Consider the following 21,361-nt stretch of genomic DNA (forward strand, 5'->3'; position numbering starts at 1 on the left):
GTGACGGGAAAATTACGGGCCTGTATTTATGGAGATTTCATTTCTCAGGACTACACGCTGAGAAACTTCAGTAATTCTTCTTGGAAATCTTTTTCCAAAGATTGGACAAATGCTCCCGAATCTTTTCCTCCATTCCATTCTTGGTCGGAAAGTAAAATTGAGGGGGATCTTCCTTCAGATCATCAGGAAAGTAGGAAAATTCAGTAAATCCGCCAAAATCGTGAGGGTACTTGTAGCCTTCTCCCGCGCCCTCTTTCTTATGCAAAAAAGTCGGAGCATTTTTAAGCCTATTAGGAATTTTTAATTGAGTTCCCCTTTCTTTCACGAAGGCAGAAGCGGACGCGATTCCTTTATAAGCAGCATTGGATTTCGGACACGACGCAAGGAAAGTCGTAACCTGACCAAGTACGATTCTACCTTCAGGCATTCCAATAGATTCTAAGGCATGCAAACCTGCTATCGCAAGAGGCAATCCGTGGACCGAAGCGTTACCGATATCCTCGGACGCAAGTATGATCAACCTTCTTGCGATGAAAAGCGGGTCTTCTCCTCCTTCCAACATAATCGCCAGATAGAACAGTGCTGCGTCCGGATCGCTTCCTCTGACAGACTTGATAAATGCAGAGATCACATCGTAGTGGCTCTCGCCGCTCTGGTCATACTCGATCACCCGGCTCTCTAGGTATTTCAGTATATCCTGATTTTCGAATTTCCCGCCCGGTTCTTTTAACAGTACCAAACTTTCTAGATTTGAGAGAAGCTTTCGTGCGTCTCCGCCCGAATAACGAACCAAGCTTTCCTTTGCTTCTTCAGAAATCTCCGGAATTGGATCGATAGAAGAGATCCCCTTATTCAATATTTCCAGTAATTCCGATTTTCCAAGGGCTTCCAAACGAAGCACCTGACACCTGGACAAAAGTGGCTTCGTAATTCTAAAGGCAGGATTTTCGGTGGTAGCCCCGATTAAGATCAGATTGCCGATTTCGACTCCTTTCAAAAGACTATCTTGCTGGGCCGAACTGAACCTGTGGATCTCATCAAGAAAAAGTAATATACTTCCCTCTGTCTCAGATCTTTCTAGGAGCTTTTTGATATCCGCGACCCCGGTGCTGACCGCATTGAATTCCACAAAAGGCAATTTCCATTGTTTGCCCAATATTCTAGCAATCGTGGATTTTCCGGTTCCAGGGGGACCGTAGATGATGATACTAATAGGTTCGCGAAATTTATTTAATTGTGATATGGCCTTGTCTTGGCCGATGACTTGGGTGAAATCGGTGGGACGAACTCGATGTGGGAGAGGAACTTTGTCGAACAGGCTACCCAATATCTTCGAATTCCCTTTTTACTTTTCGAGCGCAAGATCGAATCTCCTTGTTGCATACATCGCAGGCGCTATGACAGCACACAAGGGATTCCTCCCTTATTTTTCCGTCCAAAATATTTTCGATCAGTTCTAAGATTCTTGGAGGCAAGCCGAACCAATCTAGATTTTCTACGATGAGTTCCTTTCTGGTTTTAGGAAATAGTCTAGGAATATCTTCGGATCCCATTCTGCTTCTTCTTACTAGTTTAACTTCGACTCGTCAATCTCAATAACCGATTCTCTTTCAGGAATCAAGAAAGCCCGCCTACCCATCCAAGCTTTATCAAATAATAAAACAAAAAGAACCGAGGTAGTCTGAACAATGCAGCTAACAAATAAAGACGAAACTTCATTTTGAGCGCACCTGCGGCTACGGAAGTCCAAGAATACGGCAACGGAGTCAAGGCACCTAAGACAACGGCCCAAAATCCAAAGCGTCTTATATAAACTTCTAATTTCTCCTCATGCTTTCTGACGAAAGATGTAAAAGAATCTAATTTAGGTAATAGATATCTCCCCTGTGCGTAAGAGAAAGTTCCTGCGATTACGCTTCCTATCGAAGCAGTAGCAATCACCTCCCAGTCTTTTAGGCCGGCCGCTACCGCAATCATTAAGAAAGTGTCAGGAGGTAAAAAAATATGCACCGAGTCCGCAATAAAAATAGCGATTCCGACTCCGAATGCACCAGTGAATTCGATGAATGCTTTCGAGATATCTAATACAGGCTCTTGAAAAAACCTTGCCAGCAGTACTACGAATAGAAATAGCAAGACGCTACCAAACAAAGTCTGCTTTAGCAATTTTGAAATTACTTGCTCGGTATGTTTTGGAATTGCTTGTTGCTCTGAGTTTACTGACTTCAAGGAAACCTACCGTCGGTGAAACATTCTTTCTAAGTCTTCCCTAGTCAATTTCACTAAGGTCGGGCGACCATGCGGACATCTAGAAGGATTTTCGCAATAACTAAGGCGGTTCAAAAGTTCAGCGATCAAATGATCGGACAGCTGATCTCCCTTTTTGACCGCAGACCTGCAAGCCACGCACTTGGCCATAAGGTCGTATAGTTCTGGCTCTTGTACTTCTTTGCCGCTTGATCGATTCAAAAAATCTAATACGATTTCCTTTTCAAAACCAGGTATAAAATAGCCTGGTACTTCACGGAGTACGATACTGTCTTCCCCAAGAGAATCAAGTTTTAAGCCGACTTCTTCGTAATCGTTGAATCTCTCCCGGATATCTTCGGCTTCCTGAACAGAAACAGGAATCCGAATCGGAGTAAGCAAGGGTTGGATCCCGTAATTTTTCTTCTTGAGCTTTCGCAACACTTCTTCGTATCGGATTCTTTCGTGAGCGGTATGCTGATCTATAATATAAAAGCCATCCTCGCTTTCCGCAAGAATGAAAGTTTCGAACAGTACCCCATAATGTTTTTTAGGAATAAATTCGGAATGTTTGACAGGAACATCGGTAAGATCCTCCAACTTTGAACCAGGTCCGACCGACTCTAACGAAAAAGAAGAAGAGCTGCGGACTTCGTTATAAAGGCCACCGACTAACAGCTGTTGGTTAGAGTCTGTGCTGGAAGGACCACCTAACAGCAGGCCCAGCTGAGTCCCCTGCCCAGTTTTCTGAGGCTCGGGGCGGAGAAGTCTGTTTCTCAGCTCGATAAAGCTTACTGGTGTACTAGATCTTAACTCCTTCTGAATCAGTTGCAAAAAGAAGGTATTGAATCCTTCTTCATCCAGAAATCTGATCTCTTTCTTCGCCGGGTGAACGTTTACGTCTATCGATTCCGGATCCACTTCAAAAAACAAAAAGCAATAAGGATGAGCGTTCGGAGGAAGAAGTTCATCATAACATTTTTTTAATAAATGTGAGGAATATTTGATTTCAACCGGTCTATTGTTTATAAAAATATACTGACCGGTTCGATTCGATTTATAAAAATCCGGATCGCTTATAAAACCCCAAGCCTTCCATCCTTTTCTTTCAAGCTCGACTTGTAGCAGGTGATCGCGGAAATTTTCGCCGAACAAGTCTACAATTCTTTCCTTCTTTGACTTCGGAGATAATCTAAAATATTCCTTTCCGTCTTGGACCAGGCGAAACCTTAAATCTTCCCTACTTAGTGCCTGGACGATTACCTTTTCGCGAATTCTTCGGTCTTCTGCACGAACTGATTTTAGGAACTTACGCCGTACCGGAGTGTTAAAAAAAAGATCTTCTACTACGATCTTGGTTCCTTTAAAGCCAGGAATGACTTCCTTGGACTCAATCTTTCCGCTTTTTGATACAACTTTCCAAGCAGACTTCCCACCAGTCCCGCTTTCTAGTGTTAGGTAGGAGATAGATGCTATCGACGCGAGTGCTTCTCCCCGAAACCCATAAGAAAGTACCATTTCCAGATCGCGTAAGGATTTTATTTTGCTAGTAGCATGGCGCCTAAGAGCGAGCTCTATATCTTCCTCTTCAATTCCGGAACCGTCGTCGGAGACAATCAAAGAAGTCAGTCCACCATCCCTGCTTTCTATCTCGATCGTTGAAGCCCCGGAATCGACTGAGTTTTCCATCAACTCTTTGAGTACGGAATGAGCCGACTCTATGACTTCGCCTGCCGCGATTTGATTGATTAGCTCTGGAGTGAGTTCCTGGATTTTTCCCATTGGATTAATTCCCAGGATTTTTGTGGGAATTCCCACTGTCAAGGTTGGATTTCAGGTTTTGCTAGATACAATTCTAATGTGAAAGCCGAGCCTTTACCAGGTTCACTCCTCACATAAACATCTCCGTCCATTTTTCTCGCGAGCGCCCTGCACAGAGATAAGCCCAAACCGGCTCCTTGAAACGGCTTTGTCACTCCCGAATCCACCTGTTGGAAAGGAGTAAAAATTGTATTGAGCTTATCTTCCGGAATTCCTATGCCAGTATCTTCTACTACGAATCGCAGCTTATAATTATGATCAGTCTCTTCTAGTAATTCTGCCTTTAGACTGATTTCTCCCTCTTTAGTGAACTTTTCTGCGTTTTCCAAAAGTCCGAGGATCATTTTTTTGAATCTCTCCTCGTCTCCCATCGCGGCCTCCGGCAGATTTTCAGTAATATCTACGGTGAATTTTACTCCTTTTCTCTTGATTAGATGCTCTATTCTCATTGCTGCTTCGTATAACGCGGCTCGTAAAACGAACTTTTTACTCAATAAAAGCAAAGTACCTTTTTCCAAGTTCGAAGCATCGAGCATGGTTCCGAGAATGATCATCATCGCGTCCCCGCTTCGCTTTAGCAATTCTACCATTTCTCTTTGGTCTGGCTTGAGTTCGCTATCCAAAAGCATTTCGGTGATGCCCATGATCCCGTTCATAGGCGTCCGGACTTCGTGATCTACGTTGATTAAGAATTCGCTCTTTGCTCGGTTGGCGGCTTGCGCCTCGTCTCTTGCGGATTCCAATTCTTTGGTTCTTCTGCCGACTAACTCCTCTAAGTTTCTATTCAGCATTTCCTGGACTCTTTCTTTCTCCTTGAATTCGTGTAACAACTTTTGAGAAAGAGAAAGTGCATTAGAAAGTACGAATAAAGCGACTCCGACTCCTCCGAGCTCCCAAGAATCCATTACCTCTGAGTGATATAAGATTTCACTACCTACCATGAGGAGGATGCTTAGGAATCCGATCAAATAAATCCAAGCTCCCGACCAACCTCTTCTCACCGCGTCACCTAATACAAGGGCAGCATTGAGTCCCAGACCTAGATATAAACCGTAGGAAGGAACAATTAGGTGCGAATAGGTTGCGGGGTTGGTGGCGAGTGTAATCAAGGAAAATCCAATCGCTACTGCATAACCCATATACAAACCTATTTTGCGAAGTTCCGTGGGAAATACTAAATATAGAAAATGCACTCCTAGGGGCATGCTCATGAACCAAGAAATGAACTCGATTCGAAGGTATACCGAATGCCCTACCTCGAAATGTTCAGGAAGCAATCTATGGCCGGTCGAATACAATCTCAAAAAAACGCTCAGACAAAAGAAGCCGAGCACAAGAGCAGATCTTTCTTGTTTATAAAAAACTGATACAAAAATATGGAATAGACTCAGGAAGAGCATTCCACCTGAAACAATAGCCTCTAGATCCCTTCTGTCCAAATAAAATCGATTTAGGCATTCAGCTTTTCCTAAGACCGGCGGCTTCCACAAGCCTCCCTTTCTATAGTTATAATTGGATATTTCAAAATCTAAATTTGCCTTTTTAGACCAGGTGGGGAGCACTACGTAACTAGTAAGAAGCGACAGTGCATCGAGTGAAGGATCTCCCACTCTACCGACTTCGTGAATAGGAACTCCATTAAACAGAATGCGATAATTGGTTCCCTGGTCAAAACTAAGCAGGTGCAAGCTTTCGACTGGTCCGCTCGAGTATAGCTCTAATCTATACAGAGCCTTTCCATTCGAAGGCAGAATCTTTCCCTGCCATATTTCTCCGGTCCAGCTTCCGGGAACGGTTTGAAACCCGAATTCCTTCGGCTCTTTCGGCAATTCTCTCTTTGGTTCTTCTCCCAGCCATGCAAATTTCCAAGAGCCGTTTAAGCGAACACAGGCAACACGTTCGTTGGAAGAGACAAAATCCCAGTCCAAAGATCCATCTGTCAAAGAAGCGCGACTAGGACTCAAACCGCACTGTAAAAACTGGGAAGAAAGTAGAAATACAAACAATATGTTTCGGACGAGATGAATCATTCGTTCTAACTCGCGAGGATCTTCACCTCGCCTTGAAAACGTCTAAGATTTACATCGCCACTGTATTAAGAAAAGCAAAATCAGCTTTCTCCGGCCTGTGATCCGATAAAAGGAGCTTTTGGTGAGAGAAAATATCCGCTGAGTGACGCAAACAAAACGGGAGTAAAACTTGACAAGCCTGTCAATTCCGCCAGTAAAATCGTCGTACTAATTGGGGTTTTGGTGACAGAAGAATTTACCGCGGCCATCAAGCAGATCATTAAAAAGGCTTCGCTTTCCGTTGGGAAAAAATAGAGAAGGAATCTCCCCGCACTGGCTCCTACAAAAAACAATGGGATGATGAATCCACCCCTCCATCCGCTCGAAATCGTAGTATTGATGCTCAGTATCTTAAGAAGTACGAGGGCTCCAAAGAATTGCCAAGTGCCCGCAGTGGCGATAACGGTGTCCAACTCCTTGTGTCCGAAATTTCGAGTCAAAGGTTCGTAATAAGCAAGACAGCCAAGAAGGACACCGCCAAGCAGTGTTTTCAGAAATATAGGTCCAGGAACTTTAGAAAAAACTAAATTAGTTCCACGGAATATACCATAAAAAATCCAGCCAATCCCTGCCCCAGCGATTCCGAGTAAAATAGCATAGATAAAATCCTCGATTCCTCCAGGCATATATTGTGGAAACTGCCAAGTAGGCCCGATTCCGATTTGAGTCATTCCGAGAAAAACAAAGTAGGCAGAACAACTAGATAAGAACGCAGGCAATAGTGCTTCGTAATATTCTACTACATGGCGGTGCTGCAGAATTTCTAATGCGAAAAGTGCTCCACCCAGTGGGGAACCGAAAAGAGAGGTAAACCCCGCGGCCATGCCGGCAATCGTCATTGCCCTCAGTTCTTTTCCTTCTAGCCCAAGTTTTTCTGCGAACCAGCTTCCAAACGAACCGGTGATTTGCACTAACGGAGCCTCCGGGCCAGCGCTTCCACCTGCAGAAATACTCACGAGAGAAGAAAGAGCCATAGAGGGATTGTTCTTAGGCTCCAGCCTTCCTCCCTTAAAGCGTATATTATCGATTACTAATGAGATTTCCCCTGGATCCCCTAGGAAATATATGATCAGACCTACTACAAGTCCGGCAGAAGCCATGAGCAAAATGACCCAAGGACCTTGCACAATAGAAATCATTTGAAACAGAAACTCCAAACATTTCCAAAACGCCGCCGAGAATATTCCTCCGAAAATTCCGAGCAAAACGTACAAAATGCTCCATCTAGAGAGCATAAACGGATTCCGTTTAGAAATTACGAATATAGGATTGCTTAGAAAAGATCTGATTCGATCCATAATCGGTGTTAAATGATTTCCACAGACTGGTCTTTGCGGGATGTCACCTCGCCTATCTTTCTGACGTTTTCTCCCAGCTCTTCCAGATATTGAATCGCACTGGACTCGGATTCCTTTGATACGATCACGATGAAACCGATTCCCATATTAAAAGTAGAGAATAGCTCATTCTCAGCCAGTCTCGGATACAGCTGTCTGATTTTTTCATAGAATGGTAAGGACGGTATTGCGGATTTTTCGATTCTCACGGAGCAATTCTTGGGCAGAACTCTCGGGATATTTTCGTAATAGCCTCCGCCGGTAATATGTATCATTCCTTTCACTTCAGTACGTTTTACTAAATTAAGAATACTTGGTACATAAATTCTTGTGGGCTTCATTGCGAATTCTTTTAGGAATTCGACCAAAGACGAATCCGAAGGAAGTTTTTTGCCCTCGTCCAAGAAGAGTTTTCGAATCAAAGAAAAACCGTTACTATGAGGACCTGAGGATTCTAAGCCTAGCACGATATCACCTGGAACGATCTTAGAGCCATCGATCATTTCGTCCCTTTCGACCACTCCAACTACGAACCCTGCCAAGTCATATTCATCCTCGGCCATCAGCCCAGGATGCTCTGCGGTCTCGCCACCTATCAAACTTGTCCCGGAAAGTCGGCAACCTCGTACAATTCCAGAAACGATTTTTTCCATCTTAGCGGGGTCCAACTTACCGCAGGCAATATAATCCAGGAAAAAAAGCGGCTCTCCTCCGGAGACAAGGATATCGTTCACGCACATCGCCACTAAATCTACGCCTACTGTATCATGAACTTCTAATAATCTTGCCAGCTCCAATTTCGTGCCTACTCCGTCCGTTCCGGAGAGTAGCACCGGGTCTCTGTAATTTTTCAGAAAAGAGACATCGAAACCAGCGGAGAATCCGCCTAAGCCCCCGAGCACCCGCGGGCTATGAGTTGATTCCACATTCTCTTTGATTCTCTTAACAAACTCTTGACCGGCTTCTGTATCTACACCGGCACTCTTGTACGTGATCTTCTCATCCATGGCTTTGGTACAGCTTTACGAATAGTAGTCTCCTGGACACAAAAAAACTCCGAAATGAAATCAACACTGAGAGGTGAGTTTTAGATTGGAATGCAAGGCAAAGATAGAACCTTACCTAAGGATTTAGGCAAGGTTCCGTAAAACGGTAAGAAATTCGCGACTACTTATCTGATCACTTCATTTGATCGATTTGGTCCATTGCAGAGAGTTCTGCGGGCGCGGCTGACCTAGTTTTAAGGATTTGCAATCCGGGGGAAAGATCTACCGCCTCACCAGCTTTTACAAGCACAGTGGCTTCATCCGACTTCCGAGTAATCAAAACGCTTCCTTCACGAACCGCAAAGGTTCCTGACTCATCGGCTTTATTTACCCTTCCCCAAAATTGAGTTCCGCGGACAGCCGCTACAACCGTCGGGGTGTCGACCGAAACGGATTGGCCTTTGCTAAGCTTTGTCACTTTTACGAGGATATCCCCTTCATTGACTTTTAAATAAGCCTGGTCTGCGCGAAGCGCTCCGATCGATGCCTCAGTTCCGCCTAAAAGTCGAATGGATCCTAGTGTGGTAGTCAGATCCAACAATGCATCCTTGTCGGTCTTGATCGTCTCCTGTTCCACCACTCGGTCCTGTAGTTTCAAATCTTGGCCAGATTTTAGCGCAGAAACTTTTCCCTTTAGAAAGGTCACTACGGCGTCGGTAGTCTCTTCGGTTTTGGGCTTGCAACCCATAGAGAAAGCGACAACTAAAGAAAGAGCAGTGAGAAAAGTTAATATAGTTTTTATTGACTTCATAAGAGTGAGAGAAGTTTAGATCGGTTTCTATTCACGGGAAAACAAAAAAAACAGTAGGTTGCTAAAATTTTTACCAGGTCCACCGAATCATTCGCACGGATCTTTTTATTACGGTTCTGAGAAAAAACCCAGCAATTTTCTGGCTTGTTCAAAAGGATCGATTTCGAGCAAATTCTTAGAAAAATGTAACTCGTATATTGGCTCCCCGAGATTCGAATCTAATCCTAAAGAACGGACCAAATGAGTGACAGTGCCAATGTTTCCGTCGTAAAGTTTCGAATCCGGAGATAAGGACATAATCACATCCTTTAAAAATACGTAATGTGTGCAGCCTAGCACGATTCCGCGGATTTTCTCTTCTTCTAGTTGAGCGAGGATTCTCTTTAGATAGTCCCCAGCGCCTTTCATATCGCCTCGGTCCACCAACGAGGCCAATCCGTCGCAACTTACATGCACAATCCTTTCGTCGGCGCCTAACGACGCTTTGAGGGTCTTCAGCTTTTCCTCACGATGAGTCACCGATGTCGCGAGCAGGGCTATTCTTTCCCCGGGATGATTCGCCAAAGCCGGTTTGATCGCAGGTTCCATTCCGAAAATAGGAATAGGTAAATCGGATCTAAGTAAAGAAGCTGCGGCAGATGTAGCTGTATTGCACGCCAACAAAATTGCCTGAGCTCCCTTTTGGATTAAAAACTCGCAGGCTTTTCTAGTAAGATCTGCCACTTCGGAGGTTTCCCTTTCTCCGTAAGGTGCATTCAACAGATCACCGAAATACAAGTACTCAGCTCGAAAAGGAGAATTTAGTAATTCCTTTAGAACCGAAAGTCCTCCCATTCCGGAGTCCATTACTCCGATCTTAATTATGCCCCGATCCGGTTCCCTCTGCATTGTATTTTATGCGGATTGAATATACTCTTCGATCGCTTTTCTTAAAGTAGAATAGATCCATTGAAACTTTTCTTCGTCTTCTTCCAAAAGAGTAACTCGAAATCCGTCTTTCTTTGTGCAAAAAGAAGAGAGAGGCACTACGCAAATTCCGGTGGAAGCCAGCAGATAATAGACGAATCTTCTATCATTCGCACAGTTTTCGATCAGAGGCTGTATGAATTCGAGAGCCGCTTTATTCTCTACCGGAAGTTTCATCTTGTTGGTTAAAACCCCGTCTTCGAAAGCAACGGTTAGGTAGAACGCACCCTTAGGTTCTACGACTCTTACGCCTTTTAATCCCTTGAAAGCCTCAGTAGCGGACTTTGCCTTTCTCTTAAACTTTTCGTTTCTAGTCTTTAGGTGAGGAATGAATTCTGGATGAGAATATACTTCTGGGATCGCCATTTGCGGAAGCGTAGTCGAGCATACTTCCAGCATTTTTGCATCTAACAGAGTTTTGACGTAACGCGCGAATACTGGATCCTTATCCTTGTTGAAAATTTCCAACCATCCACACCTGCCACCTGGCCAAGGAAATTCTTTGGAGATGGATCTTAACGCCATTCCACAGACCTTATCCCCGATCACTTCTGATAGGTGAACTGTTCCTGTTTCAGAGTAGTTTATGTGGGCATAAGTTTCGTCGCAGATTACCATCACATCGTATTTTTCTGCAATAGAGACGATATCGCGCATTAGAGTTTTATCATATACTGCACCCGTCGGATTATCAGGGTTAATTAATATAATTCCAGCAATGGAATCGTTGTACTTGATTTTGTTCTCAATGTCTTCCAGATCTGGCATCCAGTTTTTTTCCGGAATGAGATTGTATGTCATGTGCTCATAGCCTGAATGAGCCGCTTCTGCAGAAGAGAGCGTGGAATAGGCAGGGCTAGGCCCGAGCACTCTCGCCTCTCTTCTCATGAATCCGAAGATTTTTGCAACTGCGTCTCCGAGTCCGTTAAAGAATAGGAGGTCATCGGAAGTGATTTGAGCTCCGCCTCTTTCGTTGACCTTTTGCGCAAGAAAGGTTCTGGTTTTTTCAAATCCCTGCGTTGCTGTGTACGCCCAGGACATATCTTTCAAAATCAGATCGGAGACAATCTGTTTCATCCAGGGAGCAACTTTCTCCCCTTTTTGGATCGGATCACCTATATTCTCGTAGGTGATTTTTACGCCCAAAGCTTCCAGCTTTTTAGCAACTGCAACTATTTGGCGGATCTCGTAGATCAGAGCATCCGCACCGCTATGTACGATATTTCTTCTCATTTTCCAGCCTAAGAGTACAGCTACTTCTGTACCAATCGAACCACTAGTTCTTGGAGAGTTTTTTCTCTGTAGATACGGAGCTTCAGCCTCCCCCCCAGTCCCACTATTCCGACCTGCTCTCTAAGATCATTAATATTTTTGACCGGAAGTCCATTCGCCTCCAATATGAAGTCGTACCTCTTAATTCCGGAGGACTCTGCTGAGGATCCAGCTTCAATATCATAGACCAAAATCCCAGTCCAATCTTTCGGAATCCCTAAAGCTTTTCTGTGATCCGGTAGTGGAACAGTTGCCATCACTCCTAAAGTCGCAGGTCGAATGATCCTTCCTTGGTTTTCCTGAATCAATTGAATGATCTTCTTTGCGTAGTTCATCGGAATCGCAAAGCCTATACCGGAGTTTCTACCTGTCTCGCTGCGAATCAATCTGCTTATACCGATCACTTCTCCATAAATATTTAATAGAGGACCTCCACTAGAACCAGGATTGATCATACTATCAGTTTGAATATGCGTTTGTCCTGTCTCGTCCAAATCCTCTCTGTACTTTGCAGAAACAACTCCCACAGAGAACGAGCGTTCTAATCCGAAAGGAGATCCGATTGCGATAGCCCAGTCTCCCACTTCGATTTTGTCCGAGTCTCCGAAACTTACTGGTCGCAAGCCGGATCTCTCGCGGATTTTCAAAAGTGCGATGTCCGCTCTTTGATGACTTCCTACAAACTTTGCCGGAAAAATGCTTCCGTTTGAGGCGATGACTTCTATACTCTCCGCTCCCTCGATCACGTGATAATTGGTGACGACGTAGCCCTTTTCATGGATCAAAAACCCACTCCCAAAGGAGGCCAATCTTTCGTTTCGATAGTCGAAATAGTGGTATGGACTAGAAATGACTTCCGACTTTTTTGTTCGGACCGAAACAACTGAATCTTTTGTAAGGGCGTAAATATTTCTGAAGGCGTTTTGCAGTTCTATTCCTGCTTTTTGCTCTCCGTAGCTTAGAGGTTTTCCTCCTCGGAAAAAGGAAGACAGACCACCCTCCCCAGGAAGGATAAGTACGAGTAAAAGCAAGACCGCCAATCCAATGTTCACAATCAGAATCGGCGGAAGGGATCTTCTCATGCAAGTTAACCGTACCCATTCTCTAAGAACTTCTGCAAAACGTCGACTCGGATTCTTTCGTGGGAGGTCCTGCAAAAAAACCTTAACCTCAATTATTCTGGCACTTTGTTACTTGAATTCCCAAGGGTGCATTCCTTACCTTTTTCACCTCGGAAAGGAACAGGCAAAGATTCTATACGATCGCAGATCTTTTGAAGAGGTCCGCCTGGATCCGAATGTATCTTCCAAAACAAAAACTAAGTTGAAGGAAGTGGAAAAAATCCGGGATTTCGGAATAGAAAAAATAGCCCTCTCCCCAAAAGGAGGTTTCCAGAGTTTTGTACAGTTGAATAGAGAAGCAATCGGCTGGCATGTGAGCGCTTGTCACCCTCTAAGATTTGAATCTTACACTTGGTGGTTTCCGATCGTAGGCTCCGTTCCGTACAAAGGATATTTTTCTCTGGAAATGACAAAAGAAGAGGAAGCCAGGCTAAAAGAAGAAGGATGGGATACTAGGATAAGGGTGACCGCCGGCTATTCCACGTTAGGTTGGTTCGAAGATCCACTTTTCTCGTCCCAGCTCTATGAAAATGAATCTGAATTGATTTCACTTATTTTGCACGAAATGGCTCATGCGACCGTTTATTTCAAGGGAGACACTATATTTAACGAAAGTTATGCGAGCTTCGTAGAAGAAGTTGGAACCGAAAGCTATTTGTTTTCCACGGGAGGGAAGACAAGTGTGGAACTTTGGAAAAAAGAAGAAAGGGACAGAAATCGCTATATGTTTCTCTTAAAATCCACCGCAAAGAAACTCGAATCGATTTATTCGAAAGGCGGAGCCGAAGCCGAAATTCTAGAACAAAAGAAAAGCGTAATTCTACAATTTAAAAAGGAACTGATGGAAGAGGCAAAGAGCTGGTCAGGAGTAAATCTGAAAAAGCTTTCCGAAAAAGATTGGAATAACGAAGATTTTCTAGGAATGCTTCGATATCATTCTGGGAGCGGATACTTTCATAAAAGATTCGAAGAATTGGGAAAAGACTTTGGAAAATTTCACGAAGAAATGCGCAAACTGAGTGAACTATCCAACGAGCAAAGAAAGGAACTTCTGGATTCTGCTTCTAAGGCAGAATCATCGAGTTTGTAAAAAGTCTGTAGCCGTTCCAGTACTTATCAAAAGGATAAGCTTCTCTCATCACTTCGATTGCTTTTTGAAAACGAATTTTCAGAGGAATTCTTGTCTGATCTCTTCTGGTAAGCTCCTTGATAAATCTTGAATTGTGAGTGTCGGGCTGGTAACCCAAGTTCACTACACCTGGGCCTTGAACTTCCTTTTGCAGATAAGAAAGAGAGTCTCTCAGATTTTCAGATCCATAGGAAAACTCTTCCAGAAAGGAAGAGCATAGCATCCAAATCCCTTTTCCCCATCTAGAAACTTTTTTCGGTAACGTTTCTCCTCCGAATCGAATCCTTTTCGATTCGTCCAATTCCAGAGGCACTCGCAACAAATGGAACGGGGTCAATTCGGGTCTTCCGGCGATCCCGTCAGCAATCTCTAAATCTTCCAACTTTAATAATTGCTTGTACCATTCCGGAGAATTCGGGGTGTCTTTCTTTTTGATTCCGAATCCAGGAAGGAACTCCTCTTTTTGGTGGTGGACAGGATTTTGAAGCAAATCTTCGGGATCTGTAATATAATATACTTCTTCATCCGATCTCGGAATGATCGGCACTAAAAAGTGATACGATTCCAAATAGAGATACGTCAGTTTTTTTGAACTTAATTTAATCTTATGTCGGTAGTCGGATTCTAGTGCTTCCCTAAGCAGAGCTTCGCTGCCTCCCTTTTCCGCTTCGCCCAAGTATGCAAAAATAGAAGACTTTAATATTCTATTATCCTTATATGCTAATTCACCGTTTGATTTTCCTTTGGTGAATTTCAGATATAAGGTCGTCAAACCCAAATCCTGAACCGCGAGTAACTCTTGACCCTCCGGCAGTTTTTCTTCCAGACGGAAGGCCACACTTCGAAATACGGGCAAATCCGAGTAACTTATATCCGATCCTTGGACAACCCTTCGATACAGAGATAATTTTGATTTTGCGATTCCTAAATCGAAGAAAGTCTCCGAATCGTTCTTTTTAAAAGCTCTCGTCTGTAAAAAATTAAGAAAATCAGAGAATTCGCGTCTTTCTCGGTTCGAAAAAGCGAGTGCTTTGCGAGAAGAAACCCATCGATTTACAATTTCTAAAAATTGTTTTGGTTCGCTTTTGAAAGCTTCTTTATAGAATTTAGAATAAGAGCCCCAATCCGAAAGGCTGGCCGGAGAATCCGATCTGGCACCGACATTTATAGAATCCAATTTATATTTCAAAAAATCTAATTCAGATTTGAATACCTGGGGTTCCTGTTCTTCGGCCAGTTTCAGCCATTGCTTTGCCGCACTATAATTCCCTCTGGAAAAATAAGCCCTTCCAACTTCCATACAGAGCTTCTTTGCTCGAGGAAGATTCTGCTTTTTACGCTCAAAGTCCAGGAACGCATTCAGAAAATTTTCCATCTCTTTATTTTGCTCTTCTCCCAAAGAATATCTGAGCAGATCCACTATGATGGATCTTTCGAACAAGCTGATGGAGTTGAATAAATCGGAGGATGCTCCAAATACTTCCGAATACAGTGAGACTGGAGAGATTCTTCTTCCTTGCTCTTTTCCGCTAGCCAAGAGCTTGATTTTATTTTTATATTCGAAACCTTCTTCGAGTCTATCCGATTCGATTTGACTTTCTTTACCTAGATTCGGACCCGAATCTAGTCTGCCGGACTCAACTTCTCCGATCTCGTCCATCATAGAAACATGATTTCTTAATTCGATTTCCTTCTTTTTTAGCAAATTGAACTTGTCCTGAGTATTCGCCTGCCGCCTTGCAATAGCGATCTGTTTTTTGACTTCTTCAGGCCTATAGACTTCTAACAAAATATCGATTAAGCGAATTCGGTACAAAAACGGATCATAGAATCGATCCCCTTCCGGTAATTCGGCTTCTAAGGAGCTTCCGGGATCTATCCCGCGCTTTAAAGCGGAAATAGAAATAAGTAGGTTAGTCCATTTTTCCTTCAGGTTGATTTCCGCAGGTAACTCTGAACAATCGTTTTCCGAATGATCCAGTAGAGTTGATAGGCAAAGCGCAAAGGCTAGATTCTCTTTTTGCTTTTCCGTTCTATCTTCGTAAGAAAGATCGTATAACTCCGATAAGCCGATCTCAGGGTGCAACTTTCTAAGCAATCTAAGGTTGTTTTCTTCGACTTCCTGGGCGTCCTCACTATTTACTCCTGAGACAGCTCTTGCTTCCGCCAAAAGATCATGCGAATTTTGAATATTCCCGCGAATTTCTTCTTCTCTAGAAAGGGTCAAGATTCTCTTTATCTGAGGAATATTCTTGAGCGCTGAGATTTTTCCGAACCTGAGACCTCCATCCAGGGAAGTAAAGGCCGAACCTTTTATTTCTTTTAAAGCTTCTGTAAAACAATTTTTCGAATTCGGGCAAACATAGACTCTTCGAATACCGGATCCCAACAGCGCAGATGCTACCTGTGAAATTTTTTTCCAACTGGGAAGAGTGTCGCTTAATAAAACTACTGTAGAGATTCTGTGATTATTTGCAAAAGTCTCCTTCAGATCCAAACGCGCCGGGGATTTTTCCCCGAAAATGAAATCACTTTCTGATTCTGGAAACTCACTGATCAGTACATCGGAGTCCTCTAATCTGACTTTCAGGCGATCCGCGCTTATATTTCTAAATTTTAAATTATAGTTTGAAGGTGCCGAAGTATACGAAGCAAAAGTTTTGGTCGCGTACGGCCTATTACTGATTGTCGTTTTAGTATCCGACTTCAGGATCAGTTTCGGAAACACCGCAGAAAGTTGTATTGCGAATTGAGTATTTCCGGGATCTAAAATCTGGGATGCTGCGTTCTGCCAATCCGGTTCATTTAACAGATAATCTTTAAGCGATTCCATTTGGTTGGGAAGCTTTGCCGTCTTAAATCCGGAAGGAGTGCGAAGCCGAAGATGAATCTTTCCTTGATTCATCAGTAGTCGAACTTCTACTTCACCTTTTTCTAATGTTTCTTCTTGCTCGATCTGAAAAGGTCTTAGAAATGCTGCCCTTTCTGGAATCTTGTCGTACAGAGACAAAAGGGAACCTTTTGCCAACTTCGTATTTTTTTCCAGTTCAGCTTCGTACTTCTTTGAATCCGCCCGAAACTCTAAGGAAGATTGAAATCTCAGATAAGCCTGACGATAGTCGTACCAAGCGGATTCGAAGAGTGCGTATTCTTGTTGCGCCTCTTCCCCTTCCCAGCTCCAGGCACCTCTTAGGAAATTTCTAAATAATACAACAGAACGATATTTGTCCCAAGTCCGAAAGGCTTCTTGCAGATTTTCGGATTCCAGATCAATCCTGATTTTAGTTTCATACAAATCTCTTAATAAAAATCCCTTTGCCTCGGAAACTATATGGGCCTGGTTTTCTAAAAGATTCTCCGCCTTAGAAAGGCGGTTTTTTGCCTTTGCAAGGTTCCCATTCGAGAGTTCCATTCTAGCTTGCAGAATCCATGCTTGTATCAGCTCGAGCCCATAATAGAATTCGTTTGCGATTTCTTCGGCAGTATTCAAATTCTCCGTCGCTTTTTGCAAATCACCTAACCTGAGATAAATGGAGGTTCTGCTCAGAGCGTGTAAAACTCTTTCCTTTCTAGGGAATGGATCCTTTGAGAGCCCGATGATTTCTTGGGGGAGATTGGATGGATTTTCTAAGAGACTTGCTGCCCGTCCTAACTTTTCTACTCCTAGAACAAACTCTCCCTCTTTGAGGTTTGCTTCTCCCAAATAATAGAGTAGATTTGCCAAAAGAACATCATAATCGTAATTCTGTTTATAAAACTCCGACTCGCATCTTTTTCTTAGGATATATTTATCCTCACCTTCCAAAGTGTTTAAGCAAAGATTAATATTCTCTCTTTTGGCTGAAGACAACCTTTCGTAAGAATCTGTAATCTCGTCGATAGAACGCTGATTGCCACCGGAATTCTCCGATTCCAATTCCGCAAATAAAGAATATAAGTATTTTCTAAAGGTCTGTTTTCCCTTCGATTCTAAACCGTCGACTGATTTTTCGAAATTTTCCGCTTCGATAAATGCACTTTTTGCGCCTGAATACTCGTGCCTGCGATACCTTAAATAACCCAAATCGCCCAAGGATTGCGATCGGATTAGCTTTCCTGCAAAAGTTTTAGAAAGGCTTTTGGTATTTACATAATCCAAACGGACTTCGATTTCTTTGGCCGCTTCCTGATAATTTTGTTCCAGTAAAAGATTGTTTACCCTGACTCCAGAAGATAGCAAAGGTTGAAACGGAGTTGGGATCGCCTCGGGAAATCTGCCTGCTCCAGAAATCCTAGTCGAATCCGGAAGAGCGATATCAAAAATAAAATCCCAGAAGAGATCCCAAACCGAAAGCTTGACTTTCTTTGGAAGCCACCCAATTCCTTTTTCAGAAACCAGAATTTCAGCTTTTTCTAATGCTTTTTCGGATTCGGAAAGCTTTTTCAGTCTATGATAACAAATGCCGAGAGCATTGTACAAATTCACCGGATCTACTAATTTCGAAAACTCGTTCAGTCGAATCGCATCTTGGTAATACGGAATCGCCGCCTGGAAATTGCCCGATTCCATAAAGGAAAGTCCGGTCAAAGTATAAATTAGAGCTAATTTCTCATGGTAGCTTTCTACGAATTCTTTCGGATTGTTTTCCGAATACAGTTTTTGAAATTCATTTTTGGAGTACAGCTCGGCGGCCTCTTTTAATTTGCGGACCGCTTCGTTATATTTTGCCATATAAATGGAAGAACGAGCAGAGTTAAAAAGGAATGTGGCCTTTTGTCTGTAATCTTCGAACTGAGATTTGGACAGAATGAATTTGGAATAGGATTCTACTGTCCCGTACTGTTCATCTGCTTTAGGGTAGTTCTTTAGTAAAAAGTAATTGTTTCCCAGGTTTAATCTAAGATCTGAAAGGGCTTTTTTGTTCGGAAATGACTCTCCGAGCAACTCCAGAATCTGGCTGTACAATTCTACGTTCTCTTCGAAGTTTTTCTCAGGGAAATATTTCTTGTAGATAGACTCAAATGCCTCTTCATCGGACGGCTCGTCTAAGTTCTGTCTCCGGGATTTGATAATATCCACGTATTGGTACAGCCAACCTAACAGCTGATAGGCGTCGTGGTACGTCGGATCAGAAAAGATAATCCAACGTAATTCATATTCGGCCTGTTTGTAATCTCGCAGGATCGCCTCTTTCTTAACTGAATTCATCGTTCCAGCGGAGTAGTAATAGGTCTCCCTAATTACAGATCTATTGATTAGGAAATATGCATATCCATACAAGGTTGCCAAATCCAAGTATTCCCTAGCCCGGTCTGCCGCGTGGTGCTCCTCATAGTACTTGGTAAGAAGCTTCAAGCCTTCTTTTCCACTCAAAGGATCAAAAGAAGTAGGATCCAGTACACCAAGAACTCCTTTTGCATTCTCTTCTGCCATGGATTTGGCCAGGCGAAATACGCTATCCACCATTAATCTTTGGTAATATACAGCAAAATCCTTATACAAGGTTTCCTGGAATAGGTTCCGACTTTTGGCAGTGAACATATTCTCTGCATTGTAAAAATAATGAAGCGAGGCTTGAAAATAATCCTTTCTACTTTCGTAATTCTTTGCCAAATTCTCGAAATGCAAAAAGGATCTTTCCATCTCCCGTTCGTCTATCGAAACTCCTGAGGCTATATCGTAGTTTTCTAAAAAGGTCTTTAGCTCCGTTAAGGATTCCCTCGTCTTGCCTATTCCTCTAAATGCTTCCGACTTCAGCAAATGGCATTTCAGAAAAAGAGGATCTCCCGGACTAAGGTTCGTCAGAATTTCGTCCAAAATCAGAATGCTTCCGGCAAAGTCTCCGGTTCCAATCAGTCCACTCGATTTCAAAAAGGAGAAGTATTTGCTCAATCTTGGAGATTTCGTTTTAAGAGAGTTAACCTTTTCTGCGGTATCAGCAATCGATATCTTTTCGGCGTTTGACCTCTTGTTTAAGGTAACTTCTTCCAAAACCTCATAAAGATTTCGTAATTCTTCCTTTCCTAGATTCTGGTCATTCGCAACCTTGATCAGTGGTTCTGGTAGAATCCAATTTGATTTTTCAGAATCAAGAAAAAGTAATGTACCTTCCCTACGCAACACCTCTTTGGCGTGGTAGTATTCAGGAAACGAACTCAAAATTCTTTCGTAGACCTGGATGGCTCCAGACTTGTCTCCTGATTTTTCCAACTGAATTCCGATTTCTTCATTTAACGCAGCCAACGACTGACGATCTAAATTTGGAAAATTAGACCAGATGGATTTGTATTCAGATAAGCTCATTGACTTGGAGCCTTCTGCCTGCAGCAAATAAGCGTAAGCCAGTCCCCATTTCGGGTGCAGCCTGAGAGTGTTTATCTCTTTTCTGGTCTCCTCGTTAACGCTCTTTTTTTCCAGATTTAAAGATTCTGAAAATTTTTCTCTAAGAGCCTTGGCCCTGAAAACCGGAAACAGCGGATCTTCGGAAAAATAGAACTCAATCGAATCGAGTGCGATGAGAAAATCTTCAAAGGAATGCTTTTCTTTATATTGTAGTGCCAGCTGAAACTGAGAAGAAATATCCGCCACCTTTGGAACAAACCCAGTCGCAGGCAAGAAATAGACATTCATCGTACCATAGAACGAAGCAGTAAATACGATACTTCCTCCATTGAATCTGGAGTATTTCGTATCAAAAATAGAAGAATTTCCGGAAGTGATTAGCTTCTCTTTATTTGTTCCTAAATCCACCCGTACGATAAAGCTATTGTCTCTTTCCTCCAAGACACCGTTTTTATCGGAGTCGCTTCGAATCGAAGTATAGTATAAGGTTTTCCCATCCGAAGACAGGCTGGGAGAAAAATCCAAATATGCATCTTTTGTAATACGATTGATTCGATTCGTCGATAGATCAAGTGAATAGATCTCTCCCGCAGAAGATTCAAAATAGGACAAAAATACAATGGATTTACCGTTCTCTGACCAGTAAGGACTCGCTCCGCCCTGTTTAGTCAGAAGGCGCATCGCCTCTTTTCCATCAGTATCCAGAAGAACTAGATTCGGAGTTCCAGGCGTAAGTCTGTCTGACGAAAACACCAAATGCCTGTTATCCGGTGACCAGCACGGATCCGTATCCACAAATCGATCTGATTTTTCAGGAATCTCCGCATTCAAATTCGTAAGATTTTTGAAATCTTCACTGAGAAACCTTTTTCCCTCGAGAATTTTAGAAGCCCATTCCTCCGGATTCATTTTTAATAATATAAGATCACCGGATGAATCAAATTGCTCGGAGACAAAAACAAGCTTCGTACCGTCAGGACTAATCGCTGGCTTCATTTCGGAGGCTGGATGAGAGGTCACCGGAACTACGACTGGACTTTTTAAGTCGCGAAACCAAATGTCGAAGTTTCCTTTTTGACCCGTAGTATAAAATAAATAGCGACCATCCTTTGTAGTAGAATGATACAGGTTGTTACCGCGTTGGACTGTAAGAGGAAAAGGTTTTTCATGACCCGGTCGAAAATAGTTTTGCGAAATCGGACCGTAATCGAATTGAATCGGCTTGATTCGATTCGCGTTAAATAAACTCGCGCAGTTCAGAATCGCAAGGAAAGTTATTG

Annotated in this window: 13 protein-coding genes; 1 reads left to right on the top strand and 12 read right to left on the bottom strand. The window is 43.0% G+C overall.

What is annotated here, in order from left to right; all coding sequences use genetic code 11:
- Positions 1-67 precede the first annotated feature (67 nt).
- The 11 genes from CH373_RS07990 to CH373_RS08040 all read right to left on the bottom strand — a co-directional run bounded on the left by CH373_RS07990 (position 68) and on the right by CH373_RS08040 (position 12,591).
- Entirely contained in the window at positions 68-1,327 is a 1,260-nt protein-coding gene (locus CH373_RS07990) for a replication-associated recombination protein A (RefSeq protein WP_100714622.1), read from the bottom strand.
- Positions 1,320-1,553 (bottom strand): hypothetical protein, encoded by a 234-nt coding sequence (locus CH373_RS07995; RefSeq protein WP_100714621.1) that lies wholly within the window; start codon positions 1,551-1,553, stop codon positions 1,320-1,322. The genes CH373_RS07990 and CH373_RS07995 overlap by 8 nt, the downstream gene beginning before the upstream one ends.
- 64 nt (positions 1,554-1,617) lie before the next feature.
- Positions 1,618-2,229: a YqaA family protein gene (locus tag CH373_RS08000; protein ID WP_100714620.1), complete on the bottom strand. Its 612-nt coding sequence runs from the start codon at positions 2,227-2,229 to the stop codon at positions 1,618-1,620.
- A 6-nt stretch (positions 2,230-2,235) separates the two neighbouring features.
- Complete coding sequence (mutL, locus tag CH373_RS08005) at positions 2,236-4,029, bottom strand: DNA mismatch repair endonuclease MutL (RefSeq protein WP_100714656.1); 1,794 nt, start codon at positions 4,027-4,029, stop codon at positions 2,236-2,238.
- A 38-nt stretch (positions 4,030-4,067) separates the two neighbouring features.
- Positions 4,068-6,098, bottom strand: coding sequence for a sensor histidine kinase (locus tag CH373_RS08010; protein ID WP_100714619.1), 2,031 nt, complete (start codon positions 6,096-6,098; stop codon positions 4,068-4,070).
- An 80-nt stretch (positions 6,099-6,178) separates the two neighbouring features.
- On the bottom strand, positions 6,179-7,435 hold the full coding sequence (locus CH373_RS08015; protein WP_100714618.1) for a chloride channel protein: 1,257 nt from the start codon (positions 7,433-7,435) through the stop codon (positions 6,179-6,181).
- 8 nt (positions 7,436-7,443) lie between these two features.
- On the bottom strand, positions 7,444-8,481 hold the full coding sequence (gene purM / locus CH373_RS08020; protein WP_100714617.1) for a phosphoribosylformylglycinamidine cyclo-ligase: 1,038 nt from the start codon (positions 8,479-8,481) through the stop codon (positions 7,444-7,446).
- Between the two features lie 172 nt (positions 8,482-8,653).
- Complete coding sequence (gene lsa19, locus CH373_RS08025) at positions 8,654-9,208, bottom strand: adhesin Lsa19 (RefSeq protein ID WP_243393333.1); 555 nt, start codon at positions 9,206-9,208, stop codon at positions 8,654-8,656.
- Positions 9,209-9,379: 171 nt separating this feature from the next.
- On the bottom strand, positions 9,380-10,159 hold the full coding sequence (gene murI / locus CH373_RS08030; protein WP_100714615.1) for a glutamate racemase: 780 nt from the start codon (positions 10,157-10,159) through the stop codon (positions 9,380-9,382).
- Positions 10,160-10,165: 6 nt separating this feature from the next.
- Positions 10,166-11,470, bottom strand: a complete 1,305-nt coding sequence (locus CH373_RS08035; RefSeq protein ID WP_100714614.1) for a pyridoxal phosphate-dependent aminotransferase — start codon at positions 11,468-11,470, stop codon at positions 10,166-10,168.
- Between the two features lie 20 nt (positions 11,471-11,490).
- Entirely contained in the window at positions 11,491-12,591 is a 1,101-nt protein-coding gene (locus CH373_RS08040) for a S1C family serine protease (protein ID WP_100714613.1), read from the bottom strand.
- Here CH373_RS08040 and CH373_RS08045 point away from each other — a divergent pair.
- The gene (locus tag CH373_RS08045; protein ID WP_100714612.1) at positions 12,590-13,720 is read left to right on the top strand and encodes an aminopeptidase; all 1,131 of its coding nucleotides are present in this window, start codon (positions 12,590-12,592) and stop codon (positions 13,718-13,720) included. The genes CH373_RS08040 and CH373_RS08045 overlap by 2 nt on opposite strands.
- Here CH373_RS08045 and CH373_RS08050 read toward each other — a convergent pair.
- Positions 13,695-21,359: a tetratricopeptide repeat protein gene (locus tag CH373_RS08050; protein ID WP_100714655.1), complete on the bottom strand. Its 7,665-nt coding sequence runs from the start codon at positions 21,357-21,359 to the stop codon at positions 13,695-13,697. The two genes, CH373_RS08045 and CH373_RS08050, sit on opposite strands and share 26 nt — an antisense overlap.
- Positions 21,360-21,361: the final 2 nt, after the last annotated feature.

The organism is Leptospira perolatii (genome assembly GCF_002811875.1).
GTDB lineage: Bacteria > Spirochaetota > Leptospiria > Leptospirales > Leptospiraceae > Leptospira_B > Leptospira_B perolatii.

Coding starts and splice junctions, on each gene's coding strand:
- CH373_RS07995 (WP_100714621.1), bottom strand. CDS start 1,553: ATGGGATCCGAAGATATTCCTAGACTATTTCCTAAAACCAGAAAGGAA.
- lsa19 (WP_243393333.1), bottom strand. CDS start 9,208: ATGGGTTGCAAGCCCAAAACCGAAGAGACTACCGACGCCGTAGTGACC.
- mutL (WP_100714656.1), bottom strand. CDS start 4,029: ATGGGAAAAATCCAGGAACTCACTCCAGAGCTAATCAATCAAATCGCG.
- murI (WP_100714615.1), bottom strand. CDS start 10,159: ATGCAGAGGGAACCGGATCGGGGCATAATTAAGATCGGAGTAATGGAC.
- CH373_RS08015 (WP_100714618.1), bottom strand. CDS start 7,435: ATGGATCGAATCAGATCTTTTCTAAGCAATCCTATATTCGTAATTTCT.
- purM (WP_100714617.1), bottom strand. CDS start 8,481: ATGGATGAGAAGATCACGTACAAGAGTGCCGGTGTAGATACAGAAGCC.
- CH373_RS08045 (WP_100714612.1), top strand. CDS start 12,590: ATGCAAGTTAACCGTACCCATTCTCTAAGAACTTCTGCAAAACGTCGA.
- CH373_RS08035 (WP_100714614.1), bottom strand. CDS start 11,470: ATGAGAAGAAATATCGTACATAGCGGTGCGGATGCTCTGATCTACGAG.
- CH373_RS08010 (WP_100714619.1), bottom strand. CDS start 6,098: ATGATTCATCTCGTCCGAAACATATTGTTTGTATTTCTACTTTCTTCC.
- CH373_RS08040 (WP_100714613.1), bottom strand. CDS start 12,591: ATGAGAAGATCCCTTCCGCCGATTCTGATTGTGAACATTGGATTGGCG.